This is a genomic window from Acinetobacter sp. V104_13, from assembly GCF_031798995.1.
Taxonomy (GTDB): domain Bacteria; phylum Pseudomonadota; class Gammaproteobacteria; order Pseudomonadales; family Moraxellaceae; genus Acinetobacter; species Acinetobacter pittii.
In genome coordinates this window covers 983,090-995,983 of record NZ_JAVQNP010000027.1, presented here as the reverse complement: position 1 = coordinate 995,983, position 12,894 = coordinate 983,090, and the positions used below count along the sequence as shown (strand labels likewise).

The 12,894-nt window shown below is 39.9% G+C and carries 14 protein-coding genes; 9 read left to right on the top strand and 5 right to left on the bottom strand.

What is annotated here, in order from left to right:
- Nucleotides 1–6 precede the first annotated feature (6 nt).
- Nucleotides 7–996: a LysR family transcriptional regulator gene (locus RMB06_RS17495; RefSeq protein ID WP_004703082.1), complete on the bottom strand. Its 990-nt coding sequence runs from the start codon at nt 994–996 to the stop codon at nt 7–9.
- Between the two features lie 587 nt (nt 997–1,583).
- Here RMB06_RS17495 and RMB06_RS17490 point away from each other — a divergent pair.
- Nucleotides 1,584–3,188, top strand: coding sequence for an isocitrate lyase (locus RMB06_RS17490; RefSeq protein WP_002117581.1), 1,605 nt, complete (start codon nt 1,584–1,586; stop codon nt 3,186–3,188).
- Between the two features lie 55 nt (nt 3,189–3,243).
- Here RMB06_RS17490 and RMB06_RS17485 read toward each other — a convergent pair whose 3' ends face one another.
- Nucleotides 3,244–3,714, bottom strand: coding sequence for a copper resistance protein NlpE N-terminal domain-containing protein (locus tag RMB06_RS17485; protein WP_311080569.1), 471 nt, complete (start codon nt 3,712–3,714; stop codon nt 3,244–3,246).
- 187 nt (nt 3,715–3,901) lie between these two features.
- Complete coding sequence (locus tag RMB06_RS17480; protein WP_005070594.1) at nt 3,902–4,225, bottom strand: hypothetical protein; 324 nt, start codon at nt 4,223–4,225, stop codon at nt 3,902–3,904.
- A gap of 201 nt (nt 4,226–4,426) precedes the next feature.
- Here RMB06_RS17480 and RMB06_RS17475 point away from each other — a divergent pair, with 201 nt between their 5' ends.
- The 8 genes from RMB06_RS17475 (at nt 4,427) to RMB06_RS17440 (ending at nt 10,186) form a co-directional block, all read left to right on the top strand.
- Complete coding sequence (locus tag RMB06_RS17475) at nt 4,427–5,302, top strand: urease accessory protein UreD (protein ID WP_311080567.1); 876 nt, start codon at nt 4,427–4,429, stop codon at nt 5,300–5,302.
- 101 nt (nt 5,303–5,403) lie between these two features.
- Nucleotides 5,404–5,706, top strand: a complete 303-nt coding sequence (gene ureA, locus RMB06_RS17470; protein WP_002117495.1) for an urease subunit gamma — start codon at nt 5,404–5,406, stop codon at nt 5,704–5,706.
- A gap of 11 nt (nt 5,707–5,717) precedes the next feature.
- Nucleotides 5,718–6,026, top strand: a complete 309-nt coding sequence (locus tag RMB06_RS17465) for an urease subunit beta (protein ID WP_032056832.1) — start codon at nt 5,718–5,720, stop codon at nt 6,024–6,026.
- Nucleotides 6,027–6,063: 37 nt separating this feature from the next.
- Nucleotides 6,064–7,764: an urease subunit alpha gene (gene ureC, locus RMB06_RS17460; RefSeq protein WP_309165328.1), complete on the top strand. Its 1,701-nt coding sequence runs from the start codon at nt 6,064–6,066 to the stop codon at nt 7,762–7,764.
- Nucleotides 7,765–7,834: 70 nt separating this feature from the next.
- Nucleotides 7,835–8,317 (top strand): urease accessory protein UreE, encoded by a 483-nt coding sequence (gene ureE / locus RMB06_RS17455; protein WP_017387150.1) that lies wholly within the window; start codon nt 7,835–7,837, stop codon nt 8,315–8,317.
- A complete protein-coding gene (locus RMB06_RS17450; RefSeq protein ID WP_311080562.1) occupies nt 8,304–8,969 on the top strand; it encodes an urease accessory UreF family protein in 666 nt (221 codons plus the stop codon). Before ureE ends, RMB06_RS17450 begins: the two co-directional genes overlap by 14 nt.
- Nucleotides 8,970–8,992: 23 nt before the next feature.
- Nucleotides 8,993–9,607 carry an urease accessory protein UreG gene (gene ureG / locus RMB06_RS17445; RefSeq protein WP_002117800.1) on the top strand — a complete coding sequence of 205 codons (615 nt, stop codon included), beginning with the start codon at nt 8,993–8,995 and terminating at the stop codon, nt 9,605–9,607.
- 9 nt (nt 9,608–9,616) lie between these two features.
- Nucleotides 9,617–10,186: a HupE/UreJ family protein gene (locus tag RMB06_RS17440; RefSeq protein WP_309165330.1), complete on the top strand. Its 570-nt coding sequence runs from the start codon at nt 9,617–9,619 to the stop codon at nt 10,184–10,186.
- 42 nt (nt 10,187–10,228) lie between these two features.
- Here RMB06_RS17440 and rsmD read toward each other — a convergent pair whose 3' ends face one another.
- Nucleotides 10,229–10,780 carry a 16S rRNA (guanine(966)-N(2))-methyltransferase RsmD gene (gene rsmD, locus RMB06_RS17435; RefSeq protein WP_017387153.1) on the bottom strand — a complete coding sequence of 184 codons (552 nt, stop codon included), beginning with the start codon at nt 10,778–10,780 and terminating at the stop codon, nt 10,229–10,231.
- On the bottom strand, nt 10,780–12,798 hold the full coding sequence (gene mrdA / locus RMB06_RS17430) for a penicillin-binding protein 2 (protein WP_005802923.1): 2,019 nt from the start codon (nt 12,796–12,798) through the stop codon (nt 10,780–10,782). The genes rsmD and mrdA overlap by 1 nt, the downstream gene beginning before the upstream one ends.
- Nucleotides 12,799–12,894 lie beyond the last annotated feature (96 nt).

Genomic DNA, 12,894 nt, shown 5'->3' with positions numbered 1-12,894 from the left:
ATTTACTTAATAGTGAGAAAATTGCGAATTGTTGGTTAGAAATTCACGATTTTCTTCTTCAATCATTTGACGAGCAACAAATAAAATAAGTTGGCGCAACCAGCGATGAGCTGGATGATGATGTAATAACGGGCACCAAGCCATTTTAAGTTCAAATTCTGGAATATAAAAAGGAGGATCCTTTATAACCAGTTTTGGATTTTGAGTTTGTAGGCGTGCCATTCGAGTTGGAAGGGTGGCAATCAAGTCAACATTTTGAGCAAGTAATGCTGGCATTTGGTAGTGGCGGGTAAATACAGAAATTTTACGACGTTGACCAATACGTTCTAATGCCTGATCGATCCAGCCTAAACCACCTTGTTTATCTGGATTTACACCAAAGCCTACACCCATACCTGTTTTAGAAACCCAGATATGCTGTGCATCTAGATAACTTTTGAGATTCAAATGGGTTACAGCAGGGTGTTTGTCATTAAGAATACAGCTGAAACTATCACGCCAAACTAACACTTGGTGGAAACTTTGCGGTATTTCATTAAATCTATTAATCGCAAGATCAACTTTACCTTGTTCCATGTCTCTATAAGACACATCACTTGGTGTAAGAAAGTCGAGTACAACATTTGGAGCTTCAGAGCGTAGAGCTTTGACAAGACGAGGGACTAAAGTTGCCTCGGCATAGTCAGATGTCATAATGCGGAAAACGCGATTACTTGTATAAGGGCGGAATTCGGTACGGGGTTCCAAAATCATGGAAAGATCAGAAAGGGCATCACGAATACGAGGTTGTAATTCAAGTGCACGTTCTGTTGGGGTCATCCCTTCGGAAGAACGGATAAGAAGCGGATCATTAAATAAATTACGTAAGCGACGTAAAATATTACTCATTGCAGGCTGAGTTACCCCAAGCTGTTCGGCTGCGCGCGTAACATTTTTTTCACGAAGAAGTACATCAAGATATATTAATAGATTAAGATCTACTCGCTCCAGATTCATAAAAAAAATACCGAAAATAAAACCCTGAAATTGTTTCAAATTATGCCATATTTAATGATCATTGTGTGAAAAAATGATGAGAAAAGCGACATTTTTTGTAGGAATTAAGTAGGGTGGAAAGGCGTTTCAAAGGCACGATTTTACTGTCTTTGCTCAGTTTTGAATGAAAGAAATCTAAATAGAATATATTTATGAATAACTTCTCAATTTCTAGCATATCAATTGACTTTTTGCATTGGCAAAAATAGCCTAATTTACAATTGACTTTTAGATTTAAAAATGAGTGGAAAATCTCCAAAAATTGTATAAAAATAAGACTTAGTGAGTTTTTAAAATAAAACTCTATACTCCTTTAGGATAATTTTATTTTTATAAACAAAGTGTTAAAGTTTTTGGTTTTATCTATAATATCGATTTATTGGTATATTTTTTAAATAAATACTGAAGATTAACAAAGGATATTGGATTAATTGATTGGCTAAGTCTAAGCTGTGTTCATGAGGAAGCAGCTGGTGTCATAAGAAATTTAAGTAACGTGACTCTAGGCTTCAATCGATGAAATCCTAAAATGAATACAGGACAATATCATGACTACATATCAAACAGCGATTGATGCAGTACGTCAATTAAAAGCAAAATTCGGCAATACTTGGGCAGACATTAGCCCAGAAGATGCTGCTCGTATGCAACTTCAAAACCGTTTCAAAACTGGTTTAGATATTGCTAAGTATACAGCTGCGATTATGCGTCGTGATATGGCTGAATACGATGCTGACTCAAGCAAATATACTCAATCATTAGGTTGCTGGCATGGTTTCATCGCACAACAAAAAATGATTGCGAACAAAAAATATTTCGGTACTACAAGCAAACGTTATATCTACCTTTCTGGTTGGATGGTTGCTGCTCTTCGTTCTGAATTTGGTCCACTTCCTGACCAATCTATGCACGAAAAAACTTCTGTTCCTGCATTGATCGAAGAAATCTATACTTTCTTACGTCAAGCTGACGCAAAAGAATTAAACGATTTATTCCGTGCGCTTAAAAAAGCACAAGAAGCTGGTGATACTGCTAAAGCAGCTGAAATCACAGCTCAAATCGACAACTTTGAAACTCACGTTGTGCCAATTATTGCGGACATCGATGCTGGTTTCGGTAACGAAGAAGCAACTTACTTACTTGCTAAGAAAATGATCGAAGCTGGTGCTTGTGCGCTTCAAATCGAAAACCAAGTATCTGATGCTAAACAATGTGGTCACCAAGCTGGTAAAGTAACTGTTCCACACGAAGACTTCATCGCTAAGATCCATGCATTACGTTATGCATTCTTAGAAATGGGTCTTGAAGAAGGTATCATTGTTGCGCGTACTGACTCTGAAGGCGCTGACTTGACTCAAAAAATCCCAGTGGTTAAAGAGCCAGGTGACATCGCTTCTCAATACATCAGCTACTTAGATACTCAAGAAATTGACATTGCTGATGCTCAAGAAGATGAAATCTTAATCAAGCGTGATGGTAAATTACACCGTCCTAAGCGTTTACCTTCTGGCTTATATCAGTTCCGTGCTGACACTCAAATTGACCGTGTTGTACTTGACTGTGTGTCTAGCTTACAAAATGGTGCTGACCTTCTTTGGATCGAAACTGCGACTCCAAACGTAGAAGAAATCGCACACATGGTTAACCGTGTTAAAGAAGTTGTTCCAAATGCTAAGCTTGTTTATAACAACAGCCCATCATTCAACTGGACTTTAAACTTCCGTCAACAAGCTTACGATCGTTGGGTTGCTGAAGGTAAAGACGTTTCTGCATATGACCGCGCTAAATTAATGAGTGCTGAATATGACAACACTGAATTAGCTGCTGATGCTGATGACAAGATCCGTACTTTCCAAGCAGATGCTTCTCGTGAAGCGGGTGTGTTCCATCACTTGATCACACTTCCGACTTACCACACTGCTGCTCTTTCTACTCATGAGCTTGCACAAGGTTACTTCGGTTCTGAAGGTATGTTGGCTTATGTCGCTGGCGTACAACGTAAAGAAATCCGCGGCGGTATCGCTTGTGTTAAACACCAAGCAATGGCGGGTTCTGATATCGGTGATGATCACAAAGAAATCTTCTCTGGTGATAACGCTCTTAAAGCACATGACGATGCTAAAAACACAATGAACCAATTCGCAGCTCACTAAGAATTGATTCATAAAAAAACCCGCTCAAATGAGCGGGTTTTTTAATTATTAAAAATTATTTTTTCAAAACATAGTGTTCAGCTAAAGAGCCTTCAACTTTTTTACCTTCCATATCTAAAGCAGTTGCAGTATTTTCACCAATAAAGAATTTACGGTTTTGGCCTTTATCATCTAACGTAATAACTGAAGTATTATCTTTGTCGAAAGTAAAGGTACCATGGGTTTCAAATGGGTTGGTGTCACCTTTACCAAGATAAGTTTCGGTTAGCTCGTAGGTTTTATCATCTTTAAGTTCTAATTCGGTTTTAATACCTTCACAGTCCGCACATGGGAGAGTGCCTTTATATGTGCCGTCCCAATCGAGTGAGTTTTCAGCTGTGTGTGCGGTATCTACAGCATTATTATTTGCTTCAGTGGTTTGCGCTGGAGCAGGTGCTTGAGTTGTCGTCTCGGCTTTATTTTCATTTTTGCTACAAGCGGCAAGAAGGATACTTAAGAGTGCTACTGATAATAATGTTTTTTTCATGATGATCTAAACCTCGGAAAATAAATAAAAAACAAGTAAACAGGCTATGAAATATAAGAGCCTAATAAAAGTTTAAGTATGTAATTTAATTTTAACAAAAGGTAAAGTGAGTGAAATTTAATCAAAAAGAAAGATATAAAATTAAAAAAAGGTATCCACTAAAAAATTAAGTGAATACCTTTATATATTAAGGTTGAGAAGAAACCCCACCTAAAGAATCACAAGCTGATTTATAAAGTTGATATTGTTGCTTTAAAACTTCATCTAGCGGCATGTCAAATAACTCTTCACCATTTTTATAGCTCTCTACATATGAAGTCGCTTTTTCTTTGCTTACGGCTAAAGACTGTTGGTAGTAAGAATTAATTGAGCTTGTTGCAATCTGACTTGTCTCAACATTTTTACATTCAAAATTATGGAGAATTTTTTCTGCACGTTTGACCTCACTAGATTGGCCAAAAATACACCCAGTTAAAAAGACAAGTGGCGTTAACACGAAAAAAAGTTTCATGGAGAGCAAGTATGGAAGCAACGGTGGGCGCTATTGTATAAATAATTCCATGAGTTACTGTGGTTTTATGTTAGACATTGATTGTTTTTTAACTCATTAAAATCAAAAAATTGTATCTAATTTTATCATTTTGCTTATTTTTATATTTGGTGCGTATTTTGCTTATAACTTTAAGCACTTATTTTGAACATATGAACCAGAATGAATCAGGTACAAACGTTTTCAAAAAACTCTTTAGCACCATTTTGGTATGCGCAATTAGAACTCGGATTCTGTTTTGAAAATTCGCGCACCATAATGAGTCATAGAAAGCATCATGGCCCTGTAAGGGTGCAAAAAATGCTCTGGCCTGAAAAAACAGGTGTATGTCATGTCATTATTGTACATCCTCCAGCAGGAATTGCAGGAGGAGATCATCTTACTTTTCAAATTGAAACCAAAGATCAAGCTCATGCGGTTGTAACGACTCCTGGTGCTGGAAAGTGGTACAAAACTAATGAGAAACAGGCCTTTCAGCATATTCATCTTCATGTGCGAGATCGGTCTATTTTGGAGTGGGTTCCACAAGAAACGATGCTGTTTGATGGAGCTCTAGCACACTCAGAAACTCATATTCATCTTGACCATGCTGCCAGTTTTATTGGCTGGGATATGTTGGTACTCGGGCGGCAGGCACGTGCTGAACGTTTTGTGCGGGGAAGTTACCACAACCAGTTTAAGTTGTGGCGAGAACAAAAATTATTGGTTGCAGATACATTGTTTTTTGAAGGTGAAGATCGTTGGCTTAGTTCGTGTTTAGGTATGAATAATCAAGCAGTAATGGGAAGCTTTTGGGCGGTTGCTCCTGAGAAATATCGGTCTTCATTTTATTTAGTACAACAGCTCGAACTCATTCGCGAATTGATGATGCGTATGCAAGCACCTGTAACTTTAACATTATTAGATGATGTAGTTTGTGCGCGTTTCTTGGGAAATGATGTCCGACATTGCCATGATACTTTTGCGGCAATAAGAGCAAGATTAAGACGTTATTGGTTTGATTTAGATGAAGAATTGCCAAGAATCTGGAGAACCTAAGTTACGTTAAATTGCGTATTTAAAAAACGATTAAAACAAGTATGCTGCTTTTGAGCACGTATTTTGCTTAAAGAAAATTAGATGCTATTTAGGAAAGAGATATGGAACTCAATCCAACAGAAAAAGATAAATTACTTATTTTTACCGCAGGGCTAGTCGCTGAGCGCCGTAAAGCACGTGGTTTGAAACTAAATTATCCGGAAGCTATCGCTTTTATTTCTGCTGCTTTGCTTGAAGGAGCGCGGGACGGTATGACGGTGAGTGACTTGATGCATTACGGAACAACTTTATTAAAGCGCGAAGATGTGATGGATGGTGTGCCAGAAATGATTGCTGAGGTTCAGGTCGAAGCAACTTTTCCTGATGGCTCGAAATTAGTCACTGTCCATCAACCAATCGTATAAAAGGAGCGTTTATGATCCCTGGTGAAATCATTACTCCAGATGCAGACATTGAGCTGAATGTTGGGCGACAAACTTTAAAAATTGTAGTTGCTAATATTGGCGATCGACCTATTCAGGTGGGTTCTCATTTTCATTTTTATGAAGCAAATGATGCACTACAGTTTGATCGTGAAACAGCGAAAGGCTTTCGGTTAAATATTGCAGCAGGCACGGCAATACGTTTTGAACCGGGACAAAGTCGAGAAGTAGAGCTTGTTGCTTTGGTTGGTAAACGAGAAGTTTATGGTTTTGCAGGCCGCGTCATGGGCAAGTTGGACTAGACATAAGAACGATAATGAAAGAGATGAGTAATAAGTTATGAAAATGTCACGTCGTGCATATGCAGAAATGTTTGGTCCAACGGTTGGTGACCGTATTCGCTTGGCTGATACAGAGCTTTTTATTGAGGTTGAGCAAGATTTAACGACTTATGGTGAAGAAGTTAAGTTTGGCGGTGGCAAAGTCATTCGTGATGGAATGGGGCAATCTCAACTTTTAGCCGATGAAGTTGCCGACACTGTGATTACCAATACTTTGATTGTAGATTGGTGGGGGATTGTAAAGGCGGATGTTGGCTTAAAAAATGGTCGAATCTGGAAAATAGGGAAAGCAGGAAATCCTGATATTCAACCTGACATTACCATTCCTTTGGGTGCTGCAACAGAAGTGATTGCGGGTGAAGGGCAAATTTTAACGGCAGGTGGTATTGATACTCACATTCACTGGATTTGCCCACAGCAAGTTGAAACTGCACTTATGTCGGGTACAACAACAATGGTGGGTGGCGGAACAGGACCTGCGGCAGGTACTTCGGCAACGACAGTGACTCCGGGGCCTTGGCATATTGCAACCATGTTGCAAGCCATTGATGATTTACCTATGAATATTGGCCTGTTAGGCAAGGGTAATTTGAGTTTGCCAGAACCAATTCGGGAGCAAATTAAAGCTGGGGTAATTGGGTTAAAACTACATGAAGACTGGGGCTCAACACCAGCAGCCATTGATAACTGCTTGAGTGTGGCAGACGAGTTTGATGTACAGGTCGCTATTCATACAGATACCTTAAATGAAGGTGGGTTTTTAGAAGAAACTCTAGCAGCTTTTAAAGATCGTACGATTCATACGTACCATACCGAAGGTGCGGGTGGTGGGCATGCTCCCGACATTTTAAAGGCAATTGGACAAAGTAATGTCTTGCCGTCTTCAACTAATCCAACACGTCCTTATACCATCAATACTATTGATGAGCATTTAGATATGCTCATGGTTTGCCACCATTTAGACCCAGCAATTGCTGAAGATATTGCTTTTGCAGAAAGTCGTATTCGCCGTGAAACTATTGCCGCTGAAGATATTTTGCAAGACTTAGGTGCAATTGCCATGATGTCCTCTGACTCTCAGGCGATGGGTCGTGTGGGTGAAGTAATTATACGTACTTGGCAAACTGCTCATAAAATGAAAATTCAACGTGGTCCTTTAGAGGGTGATAATGAGTTTCATGATAACAATCGCGTTAAACGCTACATTGCCAAATATACAATTAACCCAGCCATTACCCATGGTTTAAGTCATGAAATCGGTTCGGTTGAAGTTGGAAAACTTGCTGATTTAGTGTTATGGAAGCCTGCATTTTTTGGTGTGAAACCTTCCATGATTATTAAAGGTGGCATGATTGCAGCGGCACCGATGGGTGACATTAATGCTTCAATTCCGACACCTCAACCCGTGCATTATCGCCCAATGTTTGGGGCTTATCCGCGTGGTGTACATAACACCTGTATTACCTTTTTATCTCAAGCAGCAATCGATGAAAAAGTTGCTGAGAAGCTAAATCTTAAAAAGTTAATTAGTCCATGTAAAAACACTCGTTCAATTACCAAAGCCGATATGAAGCACAACACATATTGTCCAGTTATGCATGTTCATCCTGAAACTTATGAGGTGCGGGCTGATGGTGAATTATTAACGTGTGAACCTGCAGACGTATTACCCATGGCACAGCGTTATTTCTTATTTTGATGAATTTTATAGAGATGATATGTCTCATTACTCTAGATATGAAAGAAATAAATAAGGAGAGAAAAGCTAAATGAAAATCTATACCCAACGACTTGAAGATATTTCTCCTGATCAGGCATTTGAAACGGTTGAACTGACTTTTGATACCCGCCAAAAATCCCGCTTTCGAGCAGCTTTAGCGAGTGGCATCGATATTGGTGCTGATTTACCGCGTACTGGTATTTTGCGTAGTGGTTCATATATTGCAACTCAAGAGGGTGATGTATTACGTGTTGACGCGAAACCTGAGCGATTAATGCAAGTCACTGCTCAAACCGATTTTGATTTGCTTAAAGCTGCCTATCACTTAGGTAATAGACATGTACCGTTAATGTTGACCCCTACAGCTTTGTATTTTGAGCCTGATCATGTGCTTGCAGAAATGGTAGAAGGTTTAGGACTTACGGTGACTGAAACCGATCATCCGTTTGAACCTGAAAGCGGTGCCTATGCACAGCATAGCCATGACCATCGTTTAAGCCCAATCAAAGCTTTACATCATGTCCATTCATAGTGCCGCGCAATTACTGCAATTACTGACATTGTCTTCTACGGCATTGCCAGTTGGAGCGTATTGTTATTCGCAAGGTGTAGAAACAGCAATTGATATTGGCCTAATACATGATGAAACCTCGGCAATTGCTTACTTTGAAGAAGTGCTTGAGATGTTGTTGGTGAGGTTTGAGTTGCCCGTACTAAAGCGTCTTATGCAGCATCATGATGACTCAGAAGAGTTCTTGGTTTGGGCAAATTTGTATAAGGCCAGCCGAGAAAGTAAAGAACTTTTGGCAGAATCTCAACAGCTGGCATTTTCTTTAAATGCATGGATTAAAGATGTTTTAAGAGAAGCAGTTGAGGTTAAAAAGCAGTTTGGTTTTGTGCCTGTCTATGCGCAGCTCTGTGGTCGTTTAGAACTTAAAGAAGAGGATGTGCTTACGGCATATACCTTTACCGTTTTGGAAAATCAGGTTTTAGCCGCAGTAAAAACTGTTCCTTTAGGACAAATGGCAGGACAAAGAATTTTATGGCACTTACATGGTTTAGTACCACAAGCGGTAGAGAAAGCTTTGAAGCTTAATGACGAGCAATTGAGCAGCGCTTTACCTCGTTATGCCATGCTGAGCATGAAACACGAAACACAATATTCACGGTTATTCAGATCTTAAGTTTAGGAAAAAGGATAAAAATCATGACAGAGCGTAGTCCATTACGAGTTGGAATTGGCGGACCAGTGGGTTCGGGTAAAACAGCACTTACACTTAATTTATGTTTAGCCTTGCGTAATAAATACAATATGGCTGTGGTGACAAATGATATTTACACCAAAGAAGATTCAAACTTCTTAACCCGTAATGAGGCGATGTCACCAGATCGTATTGTGGGGGTAGAAACTGGTGGTTGCCCGCATACAGCTATTCGTGAAGATGCTTCAATTAACTTGGCTGCAATTGATGATTTGTGTGAAAAATTCGAAGGCTTAGAACTTATTATCATTGAAAGCGGTGGGGATAATTTGGCAGCGACATTTAGTCCTGAACTCTCTGATTTAACTTTATATGTCATTGATGTGGCTGGTGGTGAAAAAATTCCTCGTAAAGGTGGCCCGGGTATTACCAAGTCAGATTTACTCATTATTAATAAAACTGACCTTGCGCCAATGGTAGGTGCAAACCTTGATGTAATGGACCAAGATGCGAAACGCATGCGCGGAGAAAAGCCATTCTTATTTTCAAACATGAAAACACAAGATGGTCTTGAAGAAATTATTCAGTTTATTGAGAAACAAGGGCTGTTTAAAGCTTAAGGAGAGATTATGGACTTCATGAAAAAATGGAGTGTAGTGCTCCTTTCATTATTGCCAGCACTTGCAATGGCTCATCCGGGACATGACCATGCACATTCTGGTTTTATGGCGGGCTTTATTCATCCCTTTACTGGGTTAGACCATTTAGTGATGGCTTTAGGTTTTGGTGTCTTGTTGTGGTCAGCTGCTAAACAGTGGAAAATTGCTGGAGTTATTGCCTTAAGTATTACCTTAATTATAGGCTTTTTAGTAGGTGCTCAAGGTTTGGTACCAGTTAATATGGCTGAATACGGCATTGTTGCTTCTTTAGTTATTACAGCAATTGCCCTATGGACAAAATCCAATAAAGTTTTACCAATTGCCGCGGCATTACTTGCAAGCTTCCATGGTATGGCTCATGGTGTTGAGTTAGCACATGCGGGGCATATTGTTGCATTAGTAACTGGTATGGTTGCTAGTATGGCGCTCATCTATTTGGGGGGATTGGTGTTGGGTGCTGTGCTTACCCGATATGTGCCATATGGCAAAAAAATTGTTGGCGCCTGTGCAGCAGTTGTTGCAGTGATTGGCTTAAGCTAACTAAAACTTTGCAAAGGAAAAGGTAGCTTTAAGTTACCTTTTTTATTCGTTTACTTTCTGGTAAAGCCCCGCGTGAACTGTACCCGCTTTAGTGGTTTTAACTTGTTGCCATGTTGCTGGAAGATGAAGCTGGGATAAATCTCGGTCAGCTTCAACATAAATATATCCATTTTTTTTAATATGAGGCTCGGCCAAGTTCGAGAGTTCTTGCCATAAATCAAGACTATAAGGTGGATCTAAAAAAACCACATCGAACTGTTCTTTTAAGCGGGGTAGGGCTTGTTGAGCCGTTGTATTAATTAGATGACAGTTTTGGGCTTTTAATAGTTCAATATTATCTTTTAAAAATCGTGCCTGAGCTTTGTCAGGCTCAATCATATAAACAGATGCAGCACCACGTGACAGAGCCTCAAAACCTAATGCACCAGAGCCTGTACAGATGTCGAGAACTTGAGCATTTTGAATATCCCACATGAGCCAGTTAAATAGAGTTTCGCGTACTCTATCTGGGGTTGGGCGTAAGCCATCAATGCTAGCGAAAGGCAGTACTCGTCTTTTCCATTCGCCGCCAATTATACGTAATTGATTTTTCATTATTCATCGGCCTCATTGGTAGCAGGACGAGCAGGAGCAGCTTGCGGTGTTGATGCTGCTGGTTTGTTGGTGGTAGCTGTAGCCGATGCTGGACCAGAACTTTCACCGCCGCTTGGAAGTTCACCCGGTTTAATACCTGCTGTCATTAACCCGCCATTGACTTGGTGATTTGCTGGACGAATCGGGTTTTTCTTACGAGTTAATAGCCAGTAATCAAAGACAGGTCTTGCAAGTTGAGCAGCTGAACCACCATGACGACCATTTTCCCAAATGACTGCAATCGCAATTTCAGGTTTTTCAGCAGGGGCAAATCCAACGAATAAACCATGGTCAAGTTGACGTTCACTCAAGGCTGCTTCGTTATAGCGTTTACCCTGTGCAATACTCTTAACCTGTGCTGTACCTGTTTTCCCTGCAATTTGGTAGAGGGGAGTACGAATACCGCGGCCAGTACCTGATTGAATTACATCAATCATGGCATCACGCATTTGAATCCAGTCTTCATCAGTGCCGTTGAATTTGATTTTGCCATCAGGTGCATTACGTACTGTAAATGGTTTTGCACCATGCGTTGCGCGTAAAACATGAGGCGTTACATGAGAACCATGATTTGCCGTAATTGCTGTTGCCATCGCAAGCTGTAATGGAGTGGCTGTAAACGCGCCTTGACCAATACTGACAGAAATAGTTTCACCCTTCATCCATTTCGCTTTACGCGTACGCATTTTCCATTCAGGACTTGGATAAAGGCCTTCACTTTCACTTGGTAAATCGACACCTGTTTTTTGACCAAATCCAAATTGGCGCATCCATTGGTTCATTTGATCAATACCCATTTGATGGGCAAGAATATAAAAATAGGTATCACATGACATAATGATGGCTTTATGCATGTTCACGATGCCATGACCAGATTTTTTCCAGTCACGGAATTTATGTGAATCACCTGGTAGATGGAAATAACCAGGGTCAGAAATTGCCGTTGACCAGTCTACGATACCGTAGTGTAGGCCACCCATTGCTTCCATTGGTTTAATGGTAGAACCAGGGGGATATACACCCTGCACAGCACGGTTATAAAGAGGTTGGTCTAAATTGTCACGTAGTGAACTGTAGTCAGTATGACTAATGCCTGTCACAAACAAATTAGGGTTAAAACTTGGACTAGACACTAAAGCTAGAATTTCACCTGTACGAGGATCAATAGCGACAATAGCTCCACGACGACCTGCGAGCTGCTGAGATGCAACTACCTGTAAACCGTAATCTAAAGATAAATAGAGGTCGTTACCGCGAGTAGGGTCTTTACGACCTAAATGACGTAATACATTACTATGTGCATCTGCTTCAACAGATTCATAACCGGGTGTTCCGTGCAATAGGTCTTCATAGCTTTTCTCAACACCAATTTTTCCAATTAGGTTGGTCCCAGCATATAAGTCTTTATCAATACTTTTTAATTCTTTATCGTTGATACGCCCGACATAGCCAATCACATGAGCAAATAACTCACCGTGTGGATAGTAGCGAGTCATTTGTGTCTCGATTCTAACACCCGGAAACTTATATTTGGCTTCACTAAATTTAGCAATATTAGCTTCAGTTAGATTAAGTTTAATCGCGACGCGTTCAGTTTTACGGGCAGTTTTTATACGGCTTTTAAAACGGTCAATATCTTCTTGTGTTAAATCTAAAATAGGTTGTAATTGCTCAATGACACTATCAACATCTTCTACATCTGTTTTACTTAAAGTTGCTGTAAAAACAGGATAGTTATCTGCTAGTAATACACCGTTTCTGTCATAGATATAACCACGAGCAGGCGGAAGTGGCTGCAAGCGAATTCGGTTTTTGTCAGATGCAGTCGAGAATTCGTCGTAGTGAAAAATTTGTAGATAAGCGTATCGGCTAATTAAGACTAATAAGCAGATGGTCACGATCCCTACGGCAAAAAAGATACGACCTCGATAAATGCGCTTTTCTTGCTGGATATCTTTTAAAGGAAAGTGCTGTTTCATAAGGATCGACTTAATGACATAGGGTAGAAAAATAGCTGCTTATTCTAACGCAAGAGCGCTTAAAATATTGCACAAATTTCAAAGTTTCATTGCATT

Bases quoted from the DNA above. Each gene is read 5' to 3' on its own strand.
- RMB06_RS17485 (WP_311080569.1), bottom strand. From the start codon at position 3,714: ATGAAAAAAACATTATTATCAGTAGCACTCTTAAGTATCCTTCTTGCC.
- RMB06_RS17450 (WP_311080562.1), top strand. From the start codon at position 8,304: ATGTCCATTCATAGTGCCGCGCAATTACTGCAATTACTGACATTGTCT.
- RMB06_RS17475 (WP_311080567.1), top strand. From the start codon at position 4,427: ATGAATCAGGTACAAACGTTTTCAAAAAACTCTTTAGCACCATTTTGG.
- ureE (WP_017387150.1), top strand. From the start codon at position 7,835: ATGAAAATCTATACCCAACGACTTGAAGATATTTCTCCTGATCAGGCA.
- ureG (WP_002117800.1), top strand. From the start codon at position 8,993: ATGACAGAGCGTAGTCCATTACGAGTTGGAATTGGCGGACCAGTGGGT.
- ureC (WP_309165328.1), top strand. From the start codon at position 6,064: ATGAAAATGTCACGTCGTGCATATGCAGAAATGTTTGGTCCAACGGTT.
- mrdA (WP_005802923.1), bottom strand. From the start codon at position 12,798: ATGAAACAGCACTTTCCTTTAAAAGATATCCAGCAAGAAAAGCGCATT.
- RMB06_RS17440 (WP_309165330.1), top strand. From the start codon at position 9,617: ATGGACTTCATGAAAAAATGGAGTGTAGTGCTCCTTTCATTATTGCCA.
- rsmD (WP_017387153.1), bottom strand. From the start codon at position 10,780: ATGAAAAATCAATTACGTATAATTGGCGGCGAATGGAAAAGACGAGTA.
- RMB06_RS17480 (WP_005070594.1), bottom strand. From the start codon at position 4,225: ATGAAACTTTTTTTCGTGTTAACGCCACTTGTCTTTTTAACTGGGTGT.
- RMB06_RS17495 (WP_004703082.1), bottom strand. From the start codon at position 996: ATGAATCTGGAGCGAGTAGATCTTAATCTATTAATATATCTTGATGTA.
- RMB06_RS17465 (WP_032056832.1), top strand. From the start codon at position 5,718: ATGATCCCTGGTGAAATCATTACTCCAGATGCAGACATTGAGCTGAAT.
- ureA (WP_002117495.1), top strand. From the start codon at position 5,404: ATGGAACTCAATCCAACAGAAAAAGATAAATTACTTATTTTTACCGCA.
- RMB06_RS17490 (WP_002117581.1), top strand. From the start codon at position 1,584: ATGACTACATATCAAACAGCGATTGATGCAGTACGTCAATTAAAAGCA.